Here is a 25541-nt window from a genome sequence, read left to right as displayed (position 1 = left end):
CAGGGAGGGAGAAGGACATGGGCACACAGCCTGACGCACCCGACGCGATCGACGCCCTGCTCGGCCAGGGCCCGCGCCGCGCCATCGAACTGCCAACCCCGGCCGAACGGGCCCGGCTGCGCACCGAGTACGGACTGACGAAGGCCGCCACCGCCAAGGCCCTCGGCGTCAGCACCAGCACGTTCACCGCCTGGGAAGCAGGCCAGCGCGAGCCCCAGGGCGACGCCCGCGCAGCCTACGCCCGCCTGCTGGAAGGCATCGTCGCTCGGCTGGCCGCCGTGACGCCCACCCAGCCCCAGATCCCAACACCCGCACCCGCAGTGGAGACCGCGCCGATGCCGATGCTCGACCAGCACCCGGACGGCTCGCTGGTGATGGGCCCGGCCGCGCCGTGCGTGCAGTGCGGCAACCCCTCGGTCTACCGCTCCCAGGGCGTGCCGATGCACCTGGGAGGCTTCTGCCGCCCCGGCATCACGCCGCCCACAGCCGCGCCCGCGCTGGAGCCGGACCCCGCCGCAGCCCCAGAGGCGGCGACACCCGGCCGGACCGCGCCCCACACCACCGCCGCTGCTCCCGCCACACGCCAGGCCGCGCCCCGAGCGCGCAGGGCACCGGTGAAGGCGACCGCCACAGCCCGGCCGCAGGCCGCAACCAGCCCGGCCACCCCCGCGAAGTACCCCGCCGGCCCGCTGGCGGTCATCGACCTCGCCCCCTCCGGCCGCGCCCTGCTCGCGCACCTGGTCGACGGCCGCGTGCTCGACGTGCCGGCAGTGACGCTGCCCCAGCTGACCGAGTGGGCAGTGGGCGCAGGCCTCGGGCAGCAGCGGCTGCACAAGCACGGCAAGGACAGCGACCCGCTGGTTGTCCTCATGGCGGGCGCCGCGGAGTTCCTGGGCCTGCCGCCGATGGGCGAGGATGCGGACAGCGACTTCGAGCGCGGAATCGGCCGTCTGCCGGAGACCGGACCGGTCGTCAAGGCACTCGTCAAGGCCGGCTGGCAGCTCACCCAGCGCGGCTTCGGCCCTTGGGCCCGCGTCTTCCGCACCCCGGACGGCGGAAAGCGCGTCTGCGTGCAGTACTGCATCCCGACGTGGTCCGCCCTCGCCTCCGCAGGCTGGAAGGTGCCCGCCGACCTCGACGCCGCCCAACTGGCAGCCCTCCTCGGCGGCTACGCCGAGCGCGTCCAGACCCCGCGCGGCTCCACCGCCGTCACCGGCCTGGCGCTCATGGAGGCGCTGCGCCCGCCGACCCGCGCCGTGCGCACCGAGACCGGCTGGACTTCCGGACCGGTAGAGGGCTCCCGCGCCCACGCCTTCGACCCCGCACCGCCCGAGCCCCCGGCCGAGCACCCCCTCGCCCAGGACCGCGCCCCGGAAGACGTACTCATGACCGAGACATGGGACTGGATCCGCGACCTGGACCTGATCGAGGACCGCGAACGCGGCTACCCGTACGTGATCGGCCTCGACGTCAACATGGCCTTCCTCGCCGCAGCCGGCAGGCTCACCATGGCACTCGGCGAGCCCTACCACGAGCTCGAACCCGCCTTCGACAAGCGGATCCCGGGCAGCTGGAAGTGCGACTTCTCCACCGCCGAGCTCGACCCCCGCATGCCCAACCCCTTCACCCCCGACGGCCTGCCGCCCACCGGACCCGCCTGGTACAGCACCGTCAAGGTCGCCTACGCCCACGAACTCGGCATCCCCATCCAGCCCACCGAGGGCTGGCTGCGCCACGACTCAGGCCCGTGGCTGGACCCCTGGCACAAGCACCTGCGCGAGGCCTACATCACCACCATGGCCAACCTCGGCATCTCCCTGAACCTCGCGGAGCGCGACATCAAGGCGTTCCTGGCGGCGATGGCCAACTTGAAGAACGGCGATCCGGTCGAGCTGGCGATCCTGCACGCCATCAAGTCCACCGCCAAGGGCGGGATCGGCAAGCTCCGCGAGCGCCCCCGCGGTGCCTCCTACCGGCCCGGCCAGCGATGGCCGGCCCTGGACCGCCCCACCTGGGACCCGCTCAACCGAGCGTTGGTCATCGACACCGACACCGTCAACAAGCACCGCAAGATCCGCCGCCACGCCGAAGCCACCGGCCAGTACCCGATCGCCGCCCTTGCCGACTGCATCGTCTACCCCTCCAAGGGCCCCTCACCCCTGGACGTCCTGCGCCGCCCAGACGGCACCCCGGCCACCGCGTGGCGCCTGGGGATTTCTCCCGGGCACGTGAAGCACGAAGGCACCCAGACGATGGCATGGGCGCTGGACCTGATCGCCGACGACGTCAACCCGGGCCGCCACATCAAGGGCGGCGACGCCTACGCCGAAGGGGAGTGACCTGAATGAGCGAAGCACTCGACCGGGGGCTGGAGCGGGCCATGCAGACCCAGCCCATCCCAAAGACCCTGGCCGGCCGCGCGAACTTCCTGGTCCGCCAACTCAAGGGCACCAAGAACGTCGCCGAACAGCTCGGGGTGTCCAAGCGCTCGGTGGAGCGCTGGGCCAAGGGCGGTGGCATCACCGTGGAGAACGCGAAGAAGGTCGAGGAGGCCGTCCGCGAACGCTGGCAGCCCCGCGTCCGCAACCGGATCCGCAAGGCAGCCGAAGCCAACGGCTTCTACGTCGACGTGATGGCCACCTTCGGCTTCAAGACCACCGGACCAGGCACCGACGATCCCCGCGAGCGCATCCTCCCCACACAGAAACTGTCCGGCGACGTCGCACGCAGGCTGTTCGAGGCCCGCGACCGCGGAGCCAGCCAGCAGGAGCAGGAAAAGATCATCGCCGAAGGCCTGCGCGACTCCTACTTCACCGACGGCGGCCGCCGCGCCCGCAGCCTGGAGGTCACGTTCACCGGACTCGTGCGGGCCGACTTCTCCGTCGACTGAGCCACACGTCACGGGCAGCGCCGACCGGTCGGCGCTGCCCGCCCGCGCAGACGCACGCTCCTCGCCCGCCCAGTGAATGGTCGACGCCGGGCATGTCGCAGGTAGCTGGAATGCTGGCGGCATGGACGACGAGGCGCTGATGAGAGGCCGGGTTTACGGAGCCGACCACGACGACCCTGACCCTGGACCCCAACCAGGCCACGACTACCGGGAACTGTGCGCAGGTCCCCTTGACGGACTACTCCTGGACGTCACCGGCTGGGACGCCGAGCAACTCGCCGACGGCGCGGCACTGCTCACCGAGATCGGACACTACGGCCCCGGAGGCCGCGCCCACTACGAACCCCGCCGCTCGGACCCGAAACGCTGGGACTGGGCGGGAGACAGCCCCTGACCGGCCCTACAGCGCAGGGTGGCCGTGGTCTCCAGGCTGAGTGGCGGGTGGGCCCGGTTCCCGATCCGCACACCACCCGCGTTCCGGCCGCTCGTGATGGCCTGTCAGACGCGCGTGCCAACATCCGCGAAGACGAGAGAGGAAGGCGCACATGAGCTTCATGGGGACGTGGTGCCTGGTACCGGTGGACGCCGACACCATCGACCACTACGCGCCGCTCCTGCGGCCGGCCATTGACGAAGAGGCGGCCCAGTCCAGCGAGTTCCTTCAATGGTGGCGCACGCTCGCGGACACGAAAGAGGCCAGACACCAGTTCATGGAAGCGGCCGCACCAGGCGCGTTGGCAGAACATATCTGCGTCGTCTACGAGGCGTGGAATCGCGGGCATGACGCATCGCTGCCACCCATCGTGGTCACCGTGCGCAAGAGGTTTCCGGCAGCCGCCTTGGCCTACGCCGTCGGTCCTGAGCGTTTTCTGCAGATCCCGGGCTGGCTCGGCGATCTCGTGCTGTCGCCGGAACAGGTCCGCCAGGCACTACCCGCCATCGAACGCGCCTTCGCCTGGAACCCCCAGGAACGCAGCCGCGCTGCGCAACGCCTGGACGACACCCTGCGCGACGAAGGCAGCCAGGAAGACATCGACGCGCTGCTCGACGGAATCCCCCCGCTCTGGCGCGCCGCTGCCGACGCAGGCCGGGGGGTGCTGGGCGCCCACTTCATCCCCTGACACCACCGGCCTGCAGACCTGCTGATCAGAGCATGACTCTCCTACACAACTTGCAGGGGCGGGCCGTGGGGCGATGGCTGGCTTCCGTACCGTGCTTGAGATCGATTACGCCGCCCAGCCCCCTGGTGAGCACGTCTACAGGACCCAGGTGTACGACTGCACCGTGCGGGCCGAGTTCTCCGTGACTGACCCCCGCAGTAGCGCCATATCAGCTGGCGCTTCCTGCGGGGGTCCTCGCGCCGGGGCACTACTGCCGTACCGGACGATCTCCGATTGGTGGGCGCTCACGCCCGCTGGTAGGGCGGGCTTCTGCGGATCGGGTTGGCCGTCCGGGTAACCGGCTGCTCTGCCATTTGAGGGAACTTGGTTGCCCTGGTGGGACGGTCTCGTTGTCCGGGTGACGGCGATCGCAGGGTGGAGGATGGCGTTGGCTTACGAGGTGATCACCACATCCTTCCGGACCGAACTACATGCTCGGTGGTCGGCTGTGTTCGACCGGTTGCAGGTGCCGTGGGTCTACGAGCCGCAAGTGTTCACCGCGGGCGACGGCCGAACGTGCATGCCGGCGTTCTGGTTGCCCCGCGAGCGGATCTGGTTCGACGCCGTCACGGCCCCCGGGCATGAGGATTTGGGCTGGTGGCGCCGGTTCGCGGCAGCCGCGGGCGGCTGGGAGTACTACCCGACCGACACGTTTTTCGACGAGCAGGACTGGGACAGCCCGGTCCATGTCGATGAGGCTTGGCACGGTAGGGCCCTGCTCGCGTTCGGCCCGCTCCCCATGGCCTACGGGGACGATGGGCTGGACGTGTGGCAGAGCAGTCCCGAAGGCGGGATGTGGGTCTACGACGATGCCATGTACTGGTGGACCCTGTGCCCGGTCTGCGGGTACTTCGGGGCGGAGTACTTCGGGCAGGCCGAGCGGTTGTCTTGCGAGTGCCTTAACGACCGCGAGCACAACAAGACCAGGAACGGCCACGACGTGCGGTTGCTGAAGGCCTACCAGGACGGCTGGAACGAATCAGTCGAGGAAGTCCTAGTGGCCGTGGGCGGAGGGCGGGCCGGGCACCAGTGGCGCCGGCGGGCGCTGATCCCTCGGCAGGGGGCAGCCGAGGCCGCGCGGCACTGCGTCGCCCAATGCCGGTCCGTCGCAGAAGTGCTGCGGGAGGAGCTGCCCGAGGAGGCCTACGCCGACGCGGAAGAAGGACACCAGCTGTGCGACTCCTGCCCGGGGTTCGTGTGTACCGGCTGTGGTGCTGAGCCGGCCGCCGCGCCGGGGGAGTACTGCCGCTCGTGCGAGCCGCTGCCGCTGCTGTCTGACGCGCATGCTCGTGACCTGCTGAACCTGCGGGCGATCGAGCTGAGCCGTCTGCACAAGGAGCAGCTCAAGATCATTCATCCGGTGATTAACAAAGCCATGGGAGTTCGGTGGCGCGGAGATGCGAGGCTGGCCGATCTGGCCGTGGGCCTGACACAGGTAGAGCACTGGCTGGCGCACCCCGGCTCGCTGCAGATCCCCAACCCGACGCTGTCGGAGGAGGAGATCGACATGCTCTCCGGTGCGGAGGTTCGTCAGGAGATCGCCGCGAGGGTGGGCACGTTGAGCGCTGTCGTCCACGACACGATCCCCATGGTGCAGATGCGCATCAATGACGCCATAGGGGTGCGGACGCGGGCCGAAGCCGACGAGGAGCAGTTGCGGGCGGGGCTTCGTCAGGTGCGGCTGTGGCTTCAGGCGCCCGCTTCGTACCGGGAGGCCGCCGGTTGAGGTCGAGGCCGGGGCTTGGCGCGCGACCTGGTCGACGGCGTGAGTACGGCGGCGGGTGTGATGGCGTGGCGTCCGTAGCGGGTGTGGGCCCGGTCGGCGGCGCTTTCGCGGTGCCGGGCCTGCTCGGTGGCGCCGTCCAGGGTGAGCTGGTGGCTGGCGCGGTCGGCCGCGTCGAGGTGGTCGGCCCGCAGGGTGAGGCTTCGGACGCGGGCGCGCTGGAGGCCGAGCCCGGTGTGCAGGCGGTACGCCGCCTCCGCCAGGGTCGGGCTGTGGGCCGAGGGCTCGGCAAGGCGGCGGGTGCGGGTCGTGGTGGCCTGGTCGGCATACCGGACGGTGAGGGTGAGCGCCCCGGCCGTCTGCCGGCGCCCGCGAAGGGTGTGCCCGAGGTCGTGGGCGAGGCTGAGCAGCGCCCGCCGCTGGGCGGCCGGGTCGAGTTCGTCGTAGTCGAAGTCGTGCTCGACGGCGAGCACCGGTTCGGGGCGGCCGGTGACGACGATACTGCGGTCGATGCCGTGGGCGTGCTGGTGCAGGCGTAGGCCCGGCCCGGCGCCGAGGGCGCGTTGCAGGGTCGCCAGCGGGGTGGCGGCGATGGCGCCCACGGTGGTCAGGCCGAGCTGCGCGAGGGTGCGGGCGGTCGCCGTTCCGATGCCGGGCAGCGCGGTGGGCGGCATCGAGGCCAGGAAGGCCGGCACCTGCTCGGGGGGCAGGACGCGCAGGCCGCCGCGCGGCTGGGTGTGCGCGGCGAGGCGGGCGAGCTGAGGGTTGGCCGCGGCGCCGATCGTGACGTCGGTGCCGTGAAGAGCCAGGGCGCGCACGCGGATCAGCGAGGCGAGGCCGGCCGGGTCAGTGCGCCAGTACCGCAGCGCGCCGGCGACGTCGGCCAAAGCAGCGTCCGGCGGCAGCGCCTGAACGATGGGGGTGAAGTCGGTGAGCAGGTCCAGGAGCCGCCCGTACTCCGCGTCCTCCGGCACTCGGCCGGTCGGCGGGTGGAAGCGCAGATACAGCACCCGGGTGCTGACGGCGGTGGTCATCCGGCGGAGCCTTGGCTGGCGTGGGCGAGACGGCGCGGGGAGGGGGAGCGCTCGCCCGGGGTCTGGAGGTCGGCCCAAGGGTGGCGGCGCGCACCGGTGGGCATCGCCTCGGGCCGCACCGCTGCGCCGGCGGGGTGGGGCAGCTGCTGGGCGAGGCGGGCGGCGACCGCGTCCAGACCGTGGTCGCGGCGCACGTCGGCGAGTTCGCCGAGGTCCCAGCAGGCGGTGCCGGTGATGGACGTGCGCGGCCCGCGCCGGGTGACGGCGCCGCGTACCAGGAGCAGGCCCGAGTGGAAGATCGTCCGGGCGCAGGCGGGGTGGGAGTCCTCGAAGAACGCCAAGTCGATGAGGCCGTCGACGCCGTCGAGGGTCACGAAGATGATCCTCTTCCCGGACGGGGTCGGCGGGGTCTGGGTGGAGGCGCGCACGCCGGCGACCAGGACCGTGGTGCCGGGGGCGAGGTCGCCCAGCCGGTGCGCGTCCACGGTGCCCAGCTCGCGCAGCAGCTGCAGATGGTGCTCCATCAGGTGGCTGGTGACGTCTACGCCGAGGACCCGCAGCTCGGCGCTGACCTTCTCGATCTCGGTCATCTCCGGCAGGCCACTCGGCGCGGCGCCGCCGGCTGCGCCGCTGGCGGTGTCGAGGGGAAGCTGCCCGGTCAGGACGCGGCGACTGCGTTGGGCGTGGTGGAGTTCGCCGGCCTGCAGGAGCAGGTCTCGGCGGTTCAACGGCCCTGCCAACGAGTCGAGCGCGCCGACCGAGATGAGCCGCTCGGCCACCGGCCGGGACGGACGGGCCCGCTCCCACAGGTCGGAGAGCGAGGTGTACGGCTGACCGGCGACGATCCGCGCGGTCTCGTCCTCGCTGATTCCGTGGACTGCGGACAGCGCCATCCGCACACCCCACACGCCCTGGTGCTTCTCGACACGGTAGTGCGCGTCGCTCCGGTTGACGTCTACCGGCAGGACCGGGACCTGGTGGCGGCGGGCGTCGGCCACAATCACCCGCGCCGGCCACATCCCCGGATCATGCTCCAGCAGCCCGGCGTACTGGGCGGCCGGATGATGCGCCTTGAGCCACGCGGACTGCAGGGCCGGCACAGCGAAAGCAGTCGCATGAGCCCGGCAAAAGCCGTATGCACCAAAGGAGTTGACAATACCCCAGACCGCTTCGCGGGTGCGCTCATCGTAACCGCGCCCGGTGGCCTCGCGGTGGAACCACGCCTCGATCTTCCCCAACCGGGCCGGATTGCCGAGCGCGCGCCGGGCTTCTTCAGCGAGCGCGAAGTCACAGCCGGTCATCGTCGCGAGGATGCCGATGATCTGCTCGTGCCAGATCGTCACGCCGTAGGTGTCGGCGAGCACCGGCTCCAAGTCCGGGTGCGGGTAGGCGGGGGCGCGGCCGTGGCGGGCGGCGATGTACTGGGCGGGCATCCCGCCGGCCACCGGACCGGGGCGGAACAGGCTGATGTCGGCGATGACGTCCTTGATGTCGCGCGGCTGCAACCGGGAGACGAGGTCCTGCTGCCCAGGTGACTCCAGCTGGTGCATGCCGATGGTGTCTGCGGCCTGGATCATGAGGAACGCGAACAGGTCGTCTGGCGGCACCTGCTTCGGATCGTCGAGGTCGATGACGGTGCCGGTGGTGCGGGCGATCTCCTGCACGGCGTGCGCCATCGCGCTCTGCATCCTGACGCCCAGGATGTCGAGCTTGATCAGTCCGAAGCCGTCGCCGACCTTCCCGTCCCGTCCGAGTTCGACGTCGTACTTGTCGGCCTGCACCATCGGAAAGTCCCCGGTCGGGGTCGGCTGGACCGGCAGGCGGTCCAGCAGCGAACCGTCCGTGATGATCACGCCGCACGGATGTTGGGCGATACCACTGGTCAGCCCGTCCAGGGCTTCGGCCAGCTCCCACAACGGCCCGTACCGGCGAGCTCGGGCGGCCAGCGGGCGCAGCTCCGGAAGCTCTCGCAGCCCCTGGCGGATCCCGGCCGCCGGGATGTGCGGGAAGGACTTGGCGATCTCGTCCACCTCGCCCGGGGCGATGCCGAGCGCGAGACCTGCCGCGCGCAGAGCCTGTCGGGCCCGGTAGGTCTCGGGCATACCGGTGATCGCCACACGGGAGGTGCCGAAGTGCTCGATCACCCGCCGGTAGATGTCCAAGCGCCGATGCGCCTCCACATCGAGGTCGATGTCGGGCATATCGGTGCGGCGCACCGTCAAGAACCGCTCGAACAGCAGGCTGTGCTCCAGCGGGTTGGCGGTCGCGATCCCCAGCACGTGGTTGACCATCGAGCCGGCCCCGGAGCCGCGGGCGGCGACCCGCACCCCCATCTCCCGGATGTCGCGCACCACCTGGTCGACGACCAGGAAGTAGGTGTCGTAGTCGAGCCGGCTGATGACGGCGAGTTCCTGGTCCAGGCGGGCCCGGGCCCGCCGGTCGCGGTCCAGGCCGCGACGCACCAGCCCGGCCTCGCACCGCTCACGCAGCGCCCGAGCAGCATCCCCCACCCCGCTGCCGGCACCGACCAGATGAGGCTCGGGCAGGTGCGGCCGCCCCAGACCGAGGTCACGGTGCGGCTGCAACGTGCAGGCCTCGGCGGCCGCCACCGTGTCGGCCACCAGCCGCACCGCCCGCCCCTCGCCGTGCCCGCCCGCGGCCGCGATCCGCGACGCCTCCTGCCGCATCAGCACGCCGTCCTTGAGCCACCGCTCCCCGCAGTCCAGCACGCGCCGATCGATCGGGCGCAGCAGGCGGGCCGCGTCCAGCACATCCGCCACCCGGTGCTGCTCGGCGTCCGCGTAGCGCACCGCACCGGTCAACACCACCGGCACCCGCACCCGGTCCCCGAAAGCGAGCGTGCGGGCGGCCAACCGCAGCGACCCGGGCCCCTCACCCGGCAGGCAGTGCCCCACCACCTCCAGCCGCACCGCCGACCCGAACACCTCCAGCCACGGCCGCAGCAGCTGCTCGGCCACATCCGCCCGGCCCCGACCCAGCGCCCGCACCGGCTCGCTCACCGGACCAAGCAACACCAGCAGCTCCTCGCTCCCGTGTTCACGCAGCTGCTCCCAGGTCAGCACCGGCCGGCCTTCGGCGGTGTGCGCGGCGGACACCAGACGGCACAGCCGCGCCCAGCCGGCCGCGCTCCTGGCGAGCAGGATGAATCGCAGCGGGTGCTCGACGACGTGGGCGCCCCCGCGCGCCGGAGTCCGACAGGCCGGCCCGGCGGGTTCGGGAGCGATGGGTTCGACCGCCAGGTCCACGCCCAGGATCGGCCGGACACCGGCCTGGCGGCAGGCGCGCAGGAACCGGGAGGTGCCGGTGACGGTGTCCCGGTCGGTCAGCGCGAGGGTGGCGATGCCGCGCTCGGCGGCCCGGCGGACCAGGTCGACCGGCTGGCTGGCGCCGTAGCGCTCGCTGAAGCCGGAGGCGACATGCAGATGCGCGAACATGCGGTGCCGCCTCCTTTGCTCTGCCCCCTTGTGTCGCTGCTGTCGGCCCCCACCTCCTTAGTGCTCACGATAGAGCTTTTCGAACGCTTGAGCGAACGCAGATTCGAACGGAAGTCGGCTCTCACCTGCACAGGCGAATCGAACACTGGGCGTGACGGCTGCCCTAAGGCGGGTTTCCGATCACCATCTGCGGTCGCGTAGTGTTCGGCATCGCCCGCGGGCAGGCGCGGGCAGCAGACCGACCCGGTGGTGAAGAGACATGGACGGCGCGCGGCGCACCTGGCGGCCCGCCTTCGCCGTCGACCTCGGCCACGTCCTCGGCCCCATCTCCCGAGGCGCCGGCGACCCGACGGCCTCGTGGGAAGCGGGCGGACTGTGGCGAGCGTTCCGCACCCCGGCCGGCATAGGCACCATCCGAATCACCGCCCACCCCCAGACCGGCGAGATCACCGCGACCGCGTGGGGACCGGCCGCCGACTGGCTCCTGGACCGGCTGCCCACCCTGCTTGGCGCCGACGACGACCCAAGCCAGCTCGTTCTGCCGCCCGGCCCGCTGCGCGAGGTTCAGCGCCGCAACCCCGGCTTGCGCCTCGGCGCGACCGGCCTCGTCATGGACTCCCTCATCCCCGCGATCCTGGAACAGAAAGTCACCGTCACCGAGGCCTACCGCGGATGGCGCTACCTCCTGCGCCACTTCGGCACCCCCGCACCCGGACCCCACCCCACGCTGCGGGTGATCCCCTCCGCACGCGAGTGGGCGGCGATCCCGAGCTGGGAATGGCACAAGGCCGGCGTCGACCCCAAGCGCTCCAGCACGGTGCTGCGCGCCGTCCGGCTGGCTCCCCGCCTGGAAGAAGCCGCGGCCATGGACAGCCCAGCGGCCTTCGCCCGGCTGACCTCCGTGCCGGGAATCGGGATCTGGACAGCAGCCGAGACCCTCCAGCGATCCAACGGGGACGCCGACGCCGTCTCCGTCGGCGACTTTCACCTCGCCAACCACGTCGGGTACTGCCTGGCCGGTAGCGCCCGGTCCAGCGACGAACAGATGCTGGAGCTGCTCGCCCCCTTCGTCCCGCACCGCCACCGCGTGTGCCGACTCATCCGCCTCACCAGTGCTCGCGCCCCGCGCTTCGGCCCCAGACTCGCCCCGAACGACCATCGCCACCGCTGACACCGCAGCCACCAGCCCTGCTTGTTATCTAGGGATATGTAGGTTCCGCGTTTCGGTGTCACGTGCCGACGCTGTGAGCTGGGCGTTCTGACGGTTCCGCGTTCCGTGTCACCTTGATCGTTCCGTGCTCGGTGTCATATCCCCGACGGCGCGGGCTCCGGACGGCTCGCAACGTCCGGAGCTGAAGGCTCCGACAAGCGCGGCCACGTCGCCGTTGCCACCGAACGGCAGTGCCAATCCACTGGGCACGGCGACGGGTTGGCGGACCCGTTGCCCGGAACTGGATCACTCGTCAGACGCGTCCCCCTCTGCGGCACCGTCTCCTGGTGTCGCTGGCTTCGAGAGGAATTGCCCGCCATGACTGGACTCGGACCCGTCGTCTGGCCACCTGAGCCGATCAGGACCGAGCGGCTCGTGCTCCGCGAGCCCGAGGCCGGGACCGTGCGGCGTTCATCGAGCTGCTCGCCTCGCCGGAGGTGCACACCTACCTCGGCGGCTCCCGGCCGCGTGACGAGCTTGAGCGCGAGACGCCCGAGGTGCCCGAGCGGTGGCCAGGGAGTTTCGTCGTTGAGCTCGACGGGTCGATGATCGGCCAGATCCTGCTCAGGAGGGCACCGGAGCACCATCGCCCGGCTGCTGCGGGGAAGGCCGATCTCGGCTACCTGTTCCTGCCACGGGCGTGGGGATTCGGCTATGCCGCCGAGTCGTGCGCGGCGGCACTTGAATGGCTCGCCGATGTCCTTCCCGGTGAGCCGGTGGTGCTCGCCACCCAGACCGCCAACGTCGGCTCGATGCGCCTCGCGGCAAAGCTGGGGTTCACCGAGGTTGAGCGGTACCACGCCTGGAATGCTGAGCAGTGGCTCGGCGTTCGGTCCCCGGTCACGCCGTCCGGTTGATCTCGTGCTCGACAGCGCGGATCCGCGAGGCCACCTATAGGTCGTCGGCCTCGGCCGCCGCTTGACCTCGTGGAGCACGAACGCCTGCCGCCAACGGGCGACGACACCGGCTCCGGCCTCGACAGGAACAGGGCCACGGACCAGTAGAACCCATCGGGCTTTCGTCGACGAAAGCCCGATGGGCAACTGCTGCGAGTCGGCCGGGACGGCCGCTGTGCTCAGGCTCCAGCCGGTCCGGAGGCTTCGCGCCACCCGGTTGCTACGGCTTGGTCGATGTCGTCGATGCCGGCCAGGAGGTCATCGCTCAGGCTCAGGCGCTATCCGACCGCGCGGATCGCCTCCGCCAGGTCTCGGTAGGAGTCCGCGTGGCGCAGCGGCTGGCGCTCGGCGAGTTCCCCAATCCAGGTGGCCGCGGCTGCGGTGGATGCCTGCACGAGTGCGAGGTCTGGGTCACGGCGGGCCGGCGGCGCGGTGGCGATGAAGGTGGTCACGGTTGGTCAACTGTGAGAGAGCCCTCGGAGGATTGGCCCGTTTGGATGTTCGGCAGAGGGCCAGCTGTTGGGGACCTGCCGGTCAGGGGGCCCGGTTGGCCGTCGTAGGACCCAATACCGCTGATCCGGCCCAAGCGGCGGGGCGGCCGTTGAGCAGCACAGCGGTGCGCGTCCCGGAGTGTGCCTGCCATAGCGCCGTGAACCAGTCGAGTTGTAGCGGCTGCAAGAACGCCGGCCACTCGGCGGCGGTGCGCCAGGCGTAGGAGTCGTGTTCGGGACTGAGACGGATCGGTTGGCCTTCAGGGAGCGCGCCGACGTCGAAGGCGAAGTCGATCACCGGGGGCCAGCCGTCGAGTGCCGAGCGGTAGTCGACGGCCAGGGGGCGCAGCGGCTGGGTCGGACGGATGCCGGCCTCCTCGCGCAGTTCGCGCAGCGCGGTGGTGACGGGGTCCTCGTTGGGATCGCTGAGGCCGCCCGGGAGCTGCCACCAGGGGGGGTGGCCGGGGTAGGGGTGGGCCTGGTGCAGCATCAGGATGCGCCCGGCTGGGTCGGTGACCATCGCGGTGGCCGACACGACGTGGTGGGGCAGGGCCGCGGCGAACGCGGCCGGGTCGGTCCTGGTCGTCTCGGTGGTCACGGTTGGCTCCTCACACTGGTGGGTCTCAGAGCCTAGCGCCACCAACCGAGGCTACTGAGAACCTACTTGAGTGTTCATCAGATAAATCGGACCGGTCTGCGCTGGTGCACTACAGTGCTGGCGAGTCCACCGGTGATGCTTCGAGAACGGACCGACAGATGGAATCCACCCCCTCCGCCCCCCGCAGCGTCGCGGTCTTCGGCGCCGGCTACATCGGCCTGGTGACCGCTGCGTGCCTGGCTGAGCTTGGCCACCGCGTGGTGGTGCGCGACGTCGTGCCCCAGAAGGTGGAGGCCCTGGCCCGCGGCGAGGTGCCCTTCTATGAGCCCGGGCTGAGTGAGCTGATCACGAGGAATGGCGAGCGGCTGCGCTTCACCCTGGACGCCGAGGACGCGCTGGCCGGCGCCGAGGTGGCGTACGTGTGCGTCGACACGCCTCCCACGGCGGCCGGGGACGCGGACCTGTCGCGGGTGAACGCCGTGGTCGAGGACCTCGTGTGTGCACCGCACCTGGCCGCCGTGGTGGTCAAGTCCACCGTGCCGATCGGCACCGGTGACCGCATTCGGGAGCGGCTTGATCTCGCCGGCCTGGCCCATGTCGGCTACGCCTCCAATCCGGAGTTCACCGCCGAGGGCAAGGCGGTGGCGGACTTCATGCACCCGGACCGGATCGTCGTCGGTGCCGCCGACCAGGCCACTCGCGACCTCGTTGCCGCCCTGCATCAGGGCGTGGACGGGCCGGTGGTGCGAATGGACGTGCGCTCTGCGGAGCTCACGAAGCTGACCGCGAACGCGTTGCTGATGACCCGGATCTCCTTTGCGAACGAAGTCGCGACGCTGTGCGAGGCCACTGGTGCCGACGTGGAGAAGGTGATGAGCGCGGTCGGCATGGACCCGAGGATCGGCCCGCACTTCCTGCGGGCCGGCCTCGGATGGGGCGGTTCCTGCTTTCCCAAGGACGGCGTCGCCCTCAAGAGTCTGGCGTCCAACGACGGCCTGCACCTGCAACTGCTCACTGCGGTCATCGAGGTCAACAATCTCCAGCCCCGCCGCGCCTTGCAGCGACTCAAGGACGAGCTCGGCAGCTTCACGGGCAAGACGGTGACGATGCTGGGCATGGCGTTCAAGGCCCACACTGATGACATGCGCCAGGCCCCCAGCGAGGTGGTCGCCTCCCGGCTACTCGCCGAAGGTGCTCAGGTGCGCTGTTGGGACCCGCTGGCCCGGGTCACCGAGCCGCAGCTGTGGGATCAGGCCACGCGGTACCAGGATCCGCTTGAGGCGCTGGCTGGGGCGGACGCGGCGATCGTGGTCACCGAGTGGCCGCAGCTGCGCGACCTGCCTTGGCAGCAGGTCGCCGCCACCATGGCGGCGCCGGTGCTGTTCGACGGGCGGAATCTGCTGGATCCTGCGGCGATGCGGGCGGCCGGCTTCACCTACCTCTCCGTGGGCCGCCACTGACTGACCCGCACATGGTGCTGCCCCGGCGGGAGTCACCCGCCGGGGCAGCACCATGTGCGGCTCCTGCGCTTATCCGGCCTCGGCTCGGGCGGCGACGGCGCGCGTGTGCTCCTCGAAGGCCTCCATTGCGTTTCCCGGCTGGCCGGCGCGGGTGCGCAGGTGGTCGACCGCCAGCAAGGCGGCGGTGGCGACATCGAGGAGTTCGCGCTCCACGTCGCCCAAGTCCCCGACGACGCCCTTGCGCGGGTTCGCGCCGAGCGCGCCGATCAGTGCGGCGACGACCTCTCCGGCTTCCTCGCCGACCTTGGCGACCCGGCTCCACAGCAGCGCCTCCGCATCGCGCTGTCGGTTGCACTCGGAGGCGTCGATCCACGAGGACACAGCGTGCAACACCTCGCCGATGCTCTGGGTGTCGCTGCCGGCGTTCACGGCCGGCGCCCGCGTGCCGCGGTGGCTACAGCCAGGACGTGCTCGGAGGTCCCGAGCACGTCCGGCCGGTCCTCCAGCAGCCGCAGCAGGTGAAGGATCTCCTCACGCCGCCGAGCGTCCTGGAGCATCTCGCCGATACCGGCGACCAGTTTGGCCGGGCCCTCGACCGGCAGGAGCGCGCGCACGCCCAGGCCGGCTGCGGCGGCCTCGGCGGCCAGCTCGTGCGGGTCGTGGAAGTAGGCCGTGGTCCACAGCCGCGGGTCGCCACCAGGGTTGGCGTGCCGGCCGGTGCGCAGGTGGCCGACTGCGGCGTCGAGGGCGCCGGGCAGGTCGAGCTTGCCGGCCGCGATCATCTCCCAGGGGGTGTAGTAGCGGCTGGCACCGGCCGCAACCGCGACACCGCCAGGGTGCAGAACCCGGGCGGCCTCTGTCCACGCGCGGTGGCGGTCCTCGGGTTCGGGCAGGTGGTAGAGCGGGCCGAGCAGCAGCACGGCGTCGAAGGACTCGTCGGGCGCGGGCAGGGCGCGCGCGTCCGCGACGCCGGTCGCGGTCAGCGGGTGCTCGGCGGAAGCTGAGGCGTCGGCGGCTTGGCGCACGTGCAGCGGAACCGGGTCCAGGAGGGTGACCGCGTATCCGGCCGAGGCGAGGGCCAGCGCGTAGCGGCCGGGGCCGCCGCCGATGTCCAGGATCCGGGCCGGGGCAGGCGGCAGGTGACGCTCCAGGACATCCATGGTGCGCAGGTACTCGATCGAGCGACGCGGGTCGGCCAGGCGGTCCTGCTCGCGGCCTTCGTTGTAGAAGGCGAGGACGGCGTCGTCGAGAACGGGCGGCGGATCGGTGCGGGTCACGCGGTCCTCCTGCTGGGGGTGAAGCCGGCGCGGTGGGCGTAGGCGCTCTGGAAGGCGGCGCGCATGCTCCGGTCGCCGGAGGTCATGGCGGGTCCGCTGGTGCGGTCTGCGGCGCAGGCCACCGCGCCGCCCAGCGCTGGGCTGGAGCCGATCGAGCTGACCGTCTTGATCTGCATGACCAGGTACAGCTCGCCGGTGTCGCTGATCGACCGGTGGGCCGAGATCAGGTCGGGGGTGAACAGGGACAGGTTGTAGCTCGGTCCGTCCAAGGTCAGGAAGCGGTTGGCCAGGTCGGAGCGGTGGCGCAGCAGCCGCATCTGCCGTTCAGGCACGTCGCGCAGCGCCATCCGCAGGCCGAGCAGAAGGCTGCGGGAGGGTGCGGTGAGCCAGGGCAGCTGCGCGAGAGCGGCTTCGACGTCGGCGACCGGGCGCAAGGCGGGCCGTCGCCAGAGGCCGGCGGGTGACTGGTCGTCGGTCAGGGTGGCGCGCAGCAGTCGGTAGGCCGCGACGGCGGTGCCGTGGAGCAGGCGCAGCAGCGTGCGGAACTCGTGCGTGGCCAGGTAGGTAAAGCCGGGCAGGCGGACCTTGAGGCCGACGGGCAGTTGCTGGGCGGCGTCGCGGGCTGGATCCGGGGCGAGGAGCCGGCAGGCCGCAGGCACGCGGTCGGTGCGGATCGCGTCCAACAGCACCTGGTGGGCGAGGTAGGCCGCGGGGTCGATCAGGGAGCGGCGAAGGGTTGCATCGGTGACGGCGGCCAACGGAACCGGGCGGACGGTGCGGCAGGTTCGCGGGTGCCAGGCGTTGCAGTGGACGTGCAGCCGCTTGTCCCACCACTGTCCGTTGTCGCGGTCCCGAGTCGGGTCGAAGTTCCAGCCGATGCTGAGCCGGCCGCGCTCCAGGCCGAAGGTGCGCACCGCGGCGGGGTCCGAGACCAGGTGCGTGAACGCAGTGACCGCCTCCAGCAGGGCGGTCAGCACGGTGTCGGGCAGCTCGCCGACGCAGGTGCGCAGGATGTCGTCGCGGCCCACCAGCAGCATCAGGTCGTACAGGGTGTGCGGGAAGGCCTTGTCGATGAGAGCGATCGTCTCGGGCTCGGTGCCCACCGGCTTCTCGCCGAGCAGGAACGGGCCGTAGTGGTCACGGTAGCCGGCCAGGTTCTCCCGTTCGGCGGGCGGGTCGGGCAGGCGGGGCGCGATGAGGGCGGTGTTGACCGGCAGCCCGAGCGCAGCCGGCGGGTAGAGGTCGTCGAGAGTCCTCACCGCGCGGTCACCGCCCCGTGGGGCTGCCGGGTCGAGCTCTGGGCGGGCACGGTGTCAAGGTGCCCGGCAATGTCGCGTCCGGCGGCGATGCCCGTCATGGCGGCCTGGACGATGCCCTGGGCGATGCCCGCGCTGTCGCCGATCACGTACACCGGCAGACCCGGCACGCGGCCCGCCGGGTCGATCGGCGGCCTCTCCCACAGGAATTCGAGTTCGGGGCCGACGACCAGCACCTGGTCCTCCAGGGTGGACGAGTCGGCGGGGTGGCCGGCGTGGTCGAGGATCGCGGCCATCACCCGGCCCAGGCCCGCAGTGAGGCTGGCGTGCTCGTGATCGGTGAACAGCGCGTCCACCCGGCCGCACGTCAGGTCGGCGACGGAGGGCTGGAACGGCATCGCGGCGGCCAGCTCCGGCCAGTCGGCGGTGTCCGGGCGGCGGGCCAGGAACGCGCCCAGGCTCTGGGTGAAGGGGCGCCCGCCGGCCAGCTCCCGGTAGGAGGCCAGGAAGCTGTCACGGGCCTGGTGGGCGTCACCGCGTCCGGCGACCTGGCACAGCAGCCCGAAGTTCGCGGCCAGGGCGCGGCCGTCCGCGGGGGCGGGGCGCTCGGTGGTCTCGTGGCCATCCAAAGTGATCACCTCCCCGCCGGGGAAGGCACCCTCGTAGTTGGTGAACTTGATCCGCCCGCCATTGGGGCCCCCGCAGAAGCAGAAGGTCTTCACCTTCCGGGCGCCGTCGAGCTGGGTGATTTTGAGGTCGGGGTGCTCTTCTCCGATCGCGGCCAGCAGCGGCGCCGCCATCTCCAACCGCACCCCGACCGAGATGTCCGGCTGCTCGGTGACCACACCGAGCGCGTGCAGCAGCGCGGTGGTGGAGGTGACGCCGCGTCGGCCGGTGGCCAGCACCAGATGCCGACAGGTCAGGTGCTGCACTTCGCGGTGGCCGCGCACCGTCAGGCGCAGGCCGCCGGCGCCGTCCGGCTCGGCGCCGGTGACCTCGCTGGTGTGGCGCACCTCGACGCGGCCGGCGAGGTGGTGGTGGAAGGCCTCGATCACCTGGGCGAGGTCGCTCTCGCCCAGGACGGCGACCGGGTACTCCCGGATCGCCAGGTGCTGGGCGTCGAAGGCCTCCACGGCGCGGTCGGTCAGGCCGACGCCTTGCAACTCGGGCGTCTGGGCCAGCGCCTCGGTCAGCCAGGAGTACCCGGTGGCGCACAGCTCCTGGGCGGCGACGGCGCCGAGGTGGTCGATCAGCCGGCGCCCCGACGGCAGCAGTGACAGCTTGGCGCCGTCGCCCCAGTGCATGCTGCCGCCGAACCCACTGACCACGTTGCAGATTCCGGCGCAGCCCGTGCAGGCCCGGGCCCGGTCCACGGGGCAGGGTCGGTGCTTGTAGGGGCGGCCTGCCTCCAACAGCAGAACGCGAAGGGCGGAGTCGGCCTCCGTGACGGCGCGGGCGCACGCGAGCCCGGCGGGTCCGGCGCCGGCGATGACGACGTCCCAGTCAGCGGCGGTGCTGTCGGCAGGGGTGGGGTTGATCACGATGGCCTCCATCGTGGCGGGTGGTTTCGGGCATGGCTCGGCCGCGCGGTGGCGCGGTAGGAAGGAGCCGCAGGGTGGAGTCCGGAGCGCGGGCTGCGCCCGGCGGGTCACCAAGGTAGGAGTGGTGACATCCGTTCGGGACTCACCCGCAGTACGGGTTTCGAGCGTCTGTCGCATGCACACCGGCCCGGCCGTGGGTCGGCGCTGGTGGCACCGCCACCAGGACACCTCAACGATCAGCGACCCGGAAGGAATCAGCAGTTGCTCGCCGATGCCTACGGTTGCCTCCGGTTGCCTTCACCCAGCGCACCACTGGCCCTACAGTCGGTAGCGCTGGAAGCTGGCGGCGGTTTGCGTACGGGAGGTTCCATGACGAATACCGTCGCCCGGCAGCTGAGCTACCTGCTGGCCCGACGCCGCAGCACCGCCGAGGCATACCTGCTGCGGGTGGCCCAGCGTCACAAGGCCCTCGGATACGGGTCCCTGGCCGCTGGGAAGTCCAAGTTCTCCCGCTGGAAGGCCGGTACCATCCCCGAGCTGCCTACCCAGCTGGCGATCGCCGACCTGGAGGGCGTCGCGCACGAGGAAGTCCTGCGGCTGGGCTGGCCCGGCTGGCTCACCCTGGCGGTGGCCGACCAGGACGACCGGCTCTACTTCGATTCCCCGTGGACCACCACGGGTACTGTCAATGCACTGGAGAAGGTGGGGGCGCAGGTGGACGATCGCAACCGCAGGGACTTCCTCGTCACCTCAACCACGGCCTTGTCGGCCGTCATCGCCGGCTGGGCTTCCGCACCGCCAGCCCAGGCCGCTCTGGCCGGGCGCGGCCGACGCGTCAACGCCGCCGTCCCCCGCGCGTTCCAGCAACGCCTGGCCGTCCTGCGCCGCCTGGACGACCAGGTCGGCTCCGGGCAGGTCTACACCTCAGCCGTCTCCGAGCTCAGGATGATCACCAGCGTGATCAAGGAGTGCACCTACACCGAGGACGTCGGCCGCCAGCTCTACGCTGCCGCCGCTGAGGCCTCCCGTTCGGCCGGCTGGACCGCCTATGACAGCGGCCACCACGCCCAGGCCGAACGCCACTTCGCCACCGCGCTGCGCGCGGCGGCCAGCGGCGACGACCCGGTGGTCGGCGTCAACACCCTCGCCTTCTGGGCCATCCAGCACTACTCCACCGGCAACCCGCGAGGCGCGGTCGCCCTGGTCGAGGCCGCCCAGGCCAAGGTCCCCGCCATTGGCTCCGCCCGCATGACCGCCATGCTCCACGCCCGGGCCTGCCGCGCCTACGCCCACGCCGGTGACCATCGCTCGGCCGACCGCCAGGCCAACGCCGCCCTCGACGCCTACGCCAACGTCGGCCCCGTCCATGACGACCCCGACTGCGTGTACTGGCTCAACCTCGGCGAGGTCTACCAGCTCCTCGGCTCCTCTAGCCTCAACCTCAACCGCCCGCGTCAAGCTCTGACCCACTTCGACGCCGCCACCGCCGCTTGCACCAGCGAGGCCTACGACGGCGAGTCCTTCCCACGCGGCGCAGCTATCTACCTCGCGCGCAGGGCTGACGCCCACCTCGCCCTGCACGACTTGGAGGGCGCCGTGGCCACCGCCCATCAAGCCGTCGAACACATGGGGGGTGTCACCTCCGCCCGTGGCAGCAGCACGCTCAGCGACCTTCGGACGAAACTCGCGGCACACCGATCAGTGCCGGCCATCAGCGACTTCCTCGCCTACACAGCGGCCACGAGCAACTGATTCCTCAAACCGTGCACCAGCGGGCCCGCCCGGATGCGTCAGTGGAGCCGCTGCCAGTCCCTTGGGAGCATGGCACGTGGAACAGGGTGTCGCTGATCGGGCGGTGGCCCGACGGCCGGTCGGGAGTTAAAAGGGACGGCTTGTTGCTCAGGCCGCCCGGGGGCAGGCAGCGGTTTGCCGGGGTCGCAGCGTTGGCGCAAAGCGCTAACCGTCCCGCACCGACCGCCTCGGGACACCGGTGTCAATCACATTGGGATCTTGCCGAATTGACGAGGCGCCAGCATCGTGCCGCGTCCCCCTGCGGATTCACGAAAGCGGTGCAAAGGGTGCGTAGACTGGCACGTCTACCGAGTACCGACGGAAGGTTCAGCGCGTGAGGGCCGTCATCGCCGCCGCGCCCGGCCAGTACCACGACTGTGGCAGCCCAGCGGGGCTGCTCGCTGCCGGCGTGGCCGTCGCCCGTGTCCAGGGTCTGAGCGTCCCGGGGGTGACCGCGTGACCAGCTCCGAGACCCCCGCCGTCCCGATTCGCACCTGCGTCGCCATCGTCAACCGCGGCGAGGTCTGCCTCATCCACCGCCGCCGTGCCGACGGCGACCAGTACTCCCTCCCGGGAGGAATCGTCGGCGCCGAAGAGGAGATCCTGTCGGCGCTGCTGCGCGAGCTCAAGGAAGAGCTCGACCTCGACGTCGCTGGCATGGCCGCCCCGCCGGACCTGCGCTGGATCCAGGACCAGGCCAACACCCGGCCCGGCACCGACACCCTGTTCCGGCGCCTGCACCTCATCTACGTCCTCGACGCCCCGGACTCGATCCGCGAGCACGTCGCCGCCACCGAGCAGGACGCCGAAGACACCACCCGCGTGGTGTGGATCCCGCTCGCCGAGGCCGCGGACCTGCATCTGTACCCCGCAGCCGGCCCCGCCCTCGCCGCCCTCGCGAGCGGCGCCACCTTGCCCGTCCAGCTGCCGCCCATGCACGACGGGACGTACAGCTGGCGCTGACCGTACCGACCACGCCCAGGGGGACGCGGATGGCACCACGGGACCGCAGCCGCGCGGAAGTCGGAGTCGTGTCCGGCTACCTGCTGCGCCTCCTGCGCGAGAGCGTCCCGCGCACCCAGACCGCCTTCGCCGAAGCGGTCGGCCGCGACCTCGGCACGGTCCAGGGCTGGGAGTCCGGTCGCCGCCCCCTGGCCAACGTCCGCTCGGGGGACCTCCTGCACCTGCGCCGCCACCTGGCGCTGCTCGGCGCCGATCCCGCTCTGCTCGGCCTGCTCGGCGCGGCGATGGACGCCGACCGAGTCCTCACCGCCGTGCTGAACCCGCCCTCCGACCCGGCCGACCACCCGCTGGCGGGCTGGGTGCAGTCCCGCGAGACCGCCCACATGATCGCCTGGGCAGTACGCGGCATCACCCCGCCCGCACTGTCCGACCAGGCCGCGCGGCCGCGCCGCGGCCCATCCCCAGCGGGACCCCAGCTCGCCGCCGCCGACCGCACCGCCTTCTTCGACCACCTGCGCCGCACCGCCGAGACCGCCACCGCTGCGGGCGACCGCGCGCTGCTGCTGCGCCGCCAGGCCCTGTACCTCGCCTCCTACGACCCAGCCCCCGACGCCGGCGACTGGGCGGAACAGGCCCTGCGCACCATGCGGCCCGCCCTGGCCCTGCGCGGCTACACCCCGCGCTGGATCGAGGCCCGCACCGCCGCCACCGTCGCCGCCCGCCAGGGCGACCCGGAACAACTACGCGACTTCATCACCACAGCCCTCACCGACGACGAGCACGGCGAGCTCGCGAACCTCGCCTACTGGGCGTACTGGCTGGGCGCGATGCCCGCCGAGCAGCCGGACGACGACTTCATGCACAACCCTTCACCCGCCGCGTGGAACCCCGTCCACCTCCTCCAGGGACTGGTCGGCTCCCTCCACGACGCCCCCGGCACGGTCGATCTATACCTCCACTCGGTCACCACCCTGCTGCGCCTGTACCCGTGGCTGCCGCTCGCCGATCCGACCACCGTGCGCCGCTTCGGCGAGCGCACCGCCGAGCTTCTCGACAGCCGGACCATCTCCCAGCGGTCGCGTCTCGACCTCGACGAAGTGCAATTCCTACTCCAACCCGCCAACGGACAGAGGACCACGTGAACCACGAGCAGCACGACGACCCCGAGGCCGCCGGCACGGCAGCCCTGATCTTCGAGGCGGGAACCCTGCGCGACATCCACCGCACTGGGTGGGGCTACGACGGGATCCGCAACGCCGAGACGGTCGCCGAACACAGCCACCGCGCCGCCGTCATCGGCATCGCCCTCGCCGCGATGGAAGGGGCCGACCCGGCGCGCACCGCCCTCCTGTGCACCCTGCACGATCTGCACGAAACCCGCATCGGGGACCTCACCCCCCTGACCCGCCGTTACCTCTCCGCAGCCGACCCCCGCACGGTGACCGCCGACCAGGTCGCCGCCGCGCACCCCGGCGTCCGCGAGGCGATCACAGGAGCCGTCAACGAGCATGAGGAGGGACTCACCCCCGAGGCCCGGTGCGCCCACGATGCCGACAAACTCGACTGCCTCGTGCGAGCCGTCGAATACCGTGCTCAAGGCCACGCCGCCGTCCAGGGGAAGATCGACCGTTGCTACGCCGCCCTCAAGACCCCGGCGGCCCGCCGTCTTGCAGACGCCGCGCTCAGGACCGATCCCGCCGATTGGCAGCGGACCTTCCAGACCATCGCCGCGCACGCGAGCTGACCGAAGCAGCGGCTCGCTGGCGTCGCGCTACCTGGCCCGGCCTTGAGCGCATCGTCCCGCGCCGCGCCGGCCCAGACGCCGCGCGCCGATCCCGTCCTTGCCGCCGCCGCGACGGGGGGCGGCTGTGGATGGTCGAGGAAGGGGTAGCGTTGGGAGCGGCGGCAGCCTGACCAAGACGGCGCCGCACGCAGGGCCTCAGGCGCTGCGCCGGCGTTTGCCAGCGGGGACGTGTTCGATGGCGTCCTGCAGCTCCTCTTTCGACATGGTGGAGCGGTGGGGGATGTTCAGGTCGGTAGCCCTCTTGTAGAGCTCGGCCTTGCTGAGCGAGCCGAGGTCCTCCCGAGTGCCCTTCCCCTTGGCCGTGCTGGTGCTTTTCTTGGCGCCGGTGCTTTTCGGCTGCCGATGCGATGTCCCACTCGTCCGGCGCCTGCCGGACCGCTCCGTCTCGCCCTTCGACTTCGTCCCCTTCGCGTCCGCGGCCGCCGTGTCCTGTTCGCCGCCGCCGGCGGCGGCGAGGCTGCGCTCCAGAACGGCCATCAGGTCCACGACGTTGGTCGCTTCCGCCGGCCCCTCCGAGACCGCGATCTCGCGGCCTTCGGCCTTGGCCTGCACCAGGTCGCGGACCTGCTCGGCATAGGTGTCGTGCCACTCTTCCGGGTTCCAGTCGGTGGCGAGCATGCCGATCAGCTGCTCGGCGGCGCTGAGCTCACGGTCCGACACCTCGACCTTCTCGGTGTCGGTGAGATTGTCGACCTCCCGGTAGGGGTCGCGGATCTCGTCGGCGAAGCGCATCGTCTGTGCCACCAGCATGCCCTGCTCGGGATGTACAGCGGTGAGGTACTCCTTGCCGCGCATCGTGAACAGCGCGAGGCCGGCCTTGCCGGCCTTCGCCATGGCGCGCTGCAACAGGGCGTAGACCTTGACGTACTCGGCGCCCCTCGGGCCGAGGTAGTAGGTGGTGTCGAAGAAGATCGGCTCGATCTGGTCGAGGTCGACGAACCCCTTGATTTCGATTGTCTTGGACCGGCCGGGGGAGATTTGCTCCAGCTCGTCGGGCTCGACGATCACGTACTCGCCTTCGGCGAGCTCGTAGCCCTTGACGATGTCCTGGTAGTTGACCTCGTCACCCGTGCGCTCGTTGACCCGCTTGTTGCGGACCCGGTCGGCCGTGCCGCGCTGAATTTGCCGGAAGCTGACGGTGTGGGATTCGGTGGCCGAGTACAGCGCGATCGGCACGGTTACGAGCCCAAAGCTGAGGACTCCGGTCCAGATGGGTCTGGCCATGATGACCACCTCCGCGCGCAACCCCCTTTCCACCTCCCACTATGCGGCCGCACTCGGCCGGTGGGTGGAGTGCTCCGCCGAACGGCCCACCTACCCGGTCCGCTCCCTGGCGGGGCTATGGCGACTCCCCTCGGCGTGCAGCGAGCTCTTCCTCTACCTGCCGTGCGCTCTGGTGGGCCTGGACCGCTCGGTGGCGCAGTTCCTCGGCGCGGGTCGCTGCGCTTCGGCGGGCTTCCTCGGCGCGCCGGGCGGCGAACCGCGCCGTCTCCAGCACGGCTTGGGCCTGCTCCACCTTGCCGCCAGCCCGCTCGGCCTCCGCCACCGCGCCGGCCAGCGCCTGCTCGGCTTCGGCGGCCGCCTGTTCGGCAGTGGCGGCTTCCTTGTGCAGCCGCTCCCACCGCTGCTCCAGCTCGGCAAGGACGTGTTCGTGCTCTCGCTCGGCGCGGCCGACGGCGGCCTCAGGCCGCTGCCGTCGGGTGTCCTCGCGCCGTCCCCGGCCACCTGATCCATGGCGCCGAGCCACCGGGGGCGCCGCTTCTCGGGGTACGGATGCGGGGGTAGTCGCGGGCAGATCGGGAACGGCGGCGAGCAGCGGACCCAGGTCCGGCAACGCGGTCGGGACTGTGAGTGCCGTGGAGAGCTGGCCACGGGCGACCTGGGCGGCGGCATCCGGCCCAGCCAGCGCGGCGACCAACGTCTGCTCCACACCCTGCACCGCCGCGTCCCCCATGCGCTGACCGGCCCCGGTGGCATCCCGCACGGCCGTGT

The 25541-nt window shown here is 71.4% G+C and carries 23 protein-coding genes and 1 pseudogene; 15 read left to right on the top strand and 9 right to left on the bottom strand.

Going from position 1 to position 25541, the window contains the following annotated elements:
- The first annotated feature begins 17 nt into the window (after positions 1 to 17).
- From tap to LN042_RS23880, 5 genes are all read left to right on the top strand, one after another.
- Positions 18 to 2339, top strand: a complete 2322-nt coding sequence (gene tap / locus LN042_RS23900; protein WP_230053379.1) for a telomere-associated protein Tap — start codon at positions 18 to 20, stop codon at positions 2337 to 2339.
- A gap of 5 nt (positions 2340 to 2344) precedes the next feature.
- Complete coding sequence (tpg, locus tag LN042_RS23895; RefSeq protein ID WP_230053378.1) at positions 2345 to 2890, top strand: telomere-protecting terminal protein Tpg; 546 nt, start codon at positions 2345 to 2347, stop codon at positions 2888 to 2890.
- Between the two features lie 121 nt (positions 2891 to 3011).
- Positions 3012 to 3284 (top strand): hypothetical protein, encoded by a 273-nt coding sequence (locus LN042_RS23890; protein ID WP_230053377.1) that lies wholly within the window; start codon positions 3012 to 3014, stop codon positions 3282 to 3284.
- Between the two features lie 151 nt (positions 3285 to 3435).
- Entirely contained in the window at positions 3436 to 4011 is a 576-nt protein-coding gene (locus tag LN042_RS23885; RefSeq protein WP_230053376.1) for a hypothetical protein, read from the top strand.
- Between the two features lie 421 nt (positions 4012 to 4432).
- A complete protein-coding gene (locus tag LN042_RS23880; RefSeq protein WP_230053375.1) occupies positions 4433 to 5776 on the top strand; it encodes a hypothetical protein in 1344 nt (447 codons plus the stop codon).
- On the opposite strand, the gene LN042_RS23875 is transcribed toward LN042_RS23880, so the two are convergent.
- Positions 5740 to 6807 (bottom strand): DNA polymerase Y family protein, encoded by a 1068-nt coding sequence (locus LN042_RS23875; RefSeq protein ID WP_230053374.1) that lies wholly within the window; start codon positions 6805 to 6807, stop codon positions 5740 to 5742. The genes LN042_RS23880 and LN042_RS23875 overlap by 37 nt on opposite strands.
- Entirely contained in the window at positions 6804 to 10262 is a 3459-nt protein-coding gene (locus tag LN042_RS23870) for a DNA polymerase III subunit alpha (protein ID WP_230053373.1), read from the bottom strand. Before LN042_RS23870 ends, LN042_RS23875 begins: the two co-directional genes overlap by 4 nt.
- A gap of 259 nt (positions 10263 to 10521) precedes the next feature.
- On the opposite strand from LN042_RS23870, the gene LN042_RS23865 reads away from it, so the two are divergent.
- On the top strand, positions 10522 to 11433 hold the full coding sequence (locus tag LN042_RS23865) for a DNA-3-methyladenine glycosylase family protein (RefSeq protein WP_230053372.1): 912 nt from the start codon (positions 10522 to 10524) through the stop codon (positions 11431 to 11433).
- Positions 11434 to 11790: 357 nt separating this feature from the next.
- Positions 11791 to 12329: pseudogene (locus tag LN042_RS23860) on the top strand (GNAT family N-acetyltransferase).
- A gap of 317 nt (positions 12330 to 12646) precedes the next feature.
- Here the strand turns inward: LN042_RS23860 and LN042_RS23855 are convergent.
- Together LN042_RS23855 and LN042_RS23850 are read right to left on the bottom strand one after the other, a co-directional pair.
- Positions 12647 to 12820, bottom strand: a complete 174-nt coding sequence (locus LN042_RS23855; RefSeq protein ID WP_230053371.1) for a hypothetical protein — start codon at positions 12818 to 12820, stop codon at positions 12647 to 12649.
- A gap of 82 nt (positions 12821 to 12902) precedes the next feature.
- Complete coding sequence (locus tag LN042_RS23850) at positions 12903 to 13457, bottom strand: NUDIX domain-containing protein (RefSeq protein WP_230053370.1); 555 nt, start codon at positions 13455 to 13457, stop codon at positions 12903 to 12905.
- Between the two features lie 158 nt (positions 13458 to 13615).
- Here LN042_RS23850 and LN042_RS23845 point away from each other — a divergent pair, with 158 nt between their 5' ends.
- A complete protein-coding gene (locus LN042_RS23845) occupies positions 13616 to 14917 on the top strand; it encodes a UDP-glucose dehydrogenase family protein (RefSeq protein ID WP_230053369.1) in 1302 nt (433 codons plus the stop codon).
- 69 nt (positions 14918 to 14986) lie between these two features.
- Here LN042_RS23845 and LN042_RS23840 read toward each other — a convergent pair whose 3' ends face one another.
- The 4 genes from LN042_RS23840 to LN042_RS23825 are packed head-to-tail and all read right to left on the bottom strand — an operon-like array spanning position 14987 to position 18991.
- On the bottom strand, positions 14987 to 15346 hold the full coding sequence (locus LN042_RS23840; protein ID WP_230053368.1) for a MazG-like family protein: 360 nt from the start codon (positions 15344 to 15346) through the stop codon (positions 14987 to 14989).
- The gene (locus LN042_RS23835) at positions 15343 to 16194 is read right to left on the bottom strand and encodes a class I SAM-dependent methyltransferase (RefSeq protein ID WP_230053367.1); all 852 of its coding nucleotides are present in this window, start codon (positions 16192 to 16194) and stop codon (positions 15343 to 15345) included. The genes LN042_RS23840 and LN042_RS23835 overlap by 4 nt, the downstream gene beginning before the upstream one ends.
- Complete coding sequence (locus LN042_RS23830) at positions 16191 to 17453, bottom strand: hypothetical protein (RefSeq protein WP_230053366.1); 1263 nt, start codon at positions 17451 to 17453, stop codon at positions 16191 to 16193. The genes LN042_RS23835 and LN042_RS23830 overlap by 4 nt, the downstream gene beginning before the upstream one ends.
- The gene (locus LN042_RS23825) at positions 17450 to 18991 is read right to left on the bottom strand and encodes a DNA polymerase subunit beta (protein WP_230053365.1); all 1542 of its coding nucleotides are present in this window, start codon (positions 18989 to 18991) and stop codon (positions 17450 to 17452) included. The genes LN042_RS23830 and LN042_RS23825 overlap by 4 nt, the downstream gene beginning before the upstream one ends.
- Positions 18992 to 19360: 369 nt before the next feature.
- On the opposite strand from LN042_RS23825, the gene LN042_RS23820 reads away from it, so the two are divergent.
- The 5 genes from LN042_RS23820 (at position 19361) to LN042_RS23805 (ending at position 23489) form a co-directional block, all read left to right on the top strand.
- Positions 19361 to 20743, top strand: a complete 1383-nt coding sequence (locus LN042_RS23820; RefSeq protein WP_230053364.1) for an NsdA family TPR-like regulatory protein — start codon at positions 19361 to 19363, stop codon at positions 20741 to 20743.
- A 373-nt stretch (positions 20744 to 21116) separates the two neighbouring features.
- Positions 21117 to 21242, top strand: a complete 126-nt coding sequence (locus LN042_RS37785) for a hypothetical protein (RefSeq protein WP_308191856.1) — start codon at positions 21117 to 21119, stop codon at positions 21240 to 21242.
- Positions 21239 to 21745, top strand: a complete 507-nt coding sequence (locus LN042_RS23815; protein ID WP_230053363.1) for an NUDIX hydrolase — start codon at positions 21239 to 21241, stop codon at positions 21743 to 21745. The genes LN042_RS37785 and LN042_RS23815 overlap by 4 nt, the downstream gene beginning before the upstream one ends.
- Before the next feature lie 29 nt (positions 21746 to 21774).
- Complete coding sequence (locus tag LN042_RS23810; protein ID WP_230053362.1) at positions 21775 to 22887, top strand: helix-turn-helix domain-containing protein; 1113 nt, start codon at positions 21775 to 21777, stop codon at positions 22885 to 22887.
- A complete protein-coding gene (locus tag LN042_RS23805) occupies positions 22884 to 23489 on the top strand; it encodes an HD domain-containing protein (RefSeq protein WP_230053361.1) in 606 nt (201 codons plus the stop codon). Before LN042_RS23810 ends, LN042_RS23805 begins: the two co-directional genes overlap by 4 nt.
- Positions 23490 to 23684: 195 nt before the next feature.
- On the opposite strand, the gene ku is transcribed toward LN042_RS23805, so the two are convergent.
- Positions 23685 to 24773 (bottom strand): non-homologous end joining protein Ku, encoded by a 1089-nt coding sequence (gene ku, locus LN042_RS23800; protein WP_249801408.1) that lies wholly within the window; start codon positions 24771 to 24773, stop codon positions 23685 to 23687.
- Between ku and LN042_RS23795 the strand changes: the two genes are divergently transcribed.
- On the top strand, positions 24760 to 25278 hold the full coding sequence (locus LN042_RS23795) for a hypothetical protein (RefSeq protein ID WP_230053359.1): 519 nt from the start codon (positions 24760 to 24762) through the stop codon (positions 25276 to 25278). The genes ku and LN042_RS23795 overlap by 14 nt on opposite strands.
- Positions 25279 to 25281: 3 nt before the next feature.
- Positions 25282 to 25541, top strand: a 260-nt coding sequence (locus LN042_RS23790) for a hypothetical protein (RefSeq protein ID WP_230053358.1), incomplete at its 3' end; no start/stop codon positions are given.

This window comes from Kitasatospora humi, from assembly GCF_020907985.1.
Lineage (GTDB): Bacteria > Actinomycetota > Actinomycetes > Streptomycetales > Streptomycetaceae > Kitasatospora > Kitasatospora humi.
This window is presented reverse-complemented; position numbering and strand designations above follow the sequence as displayed.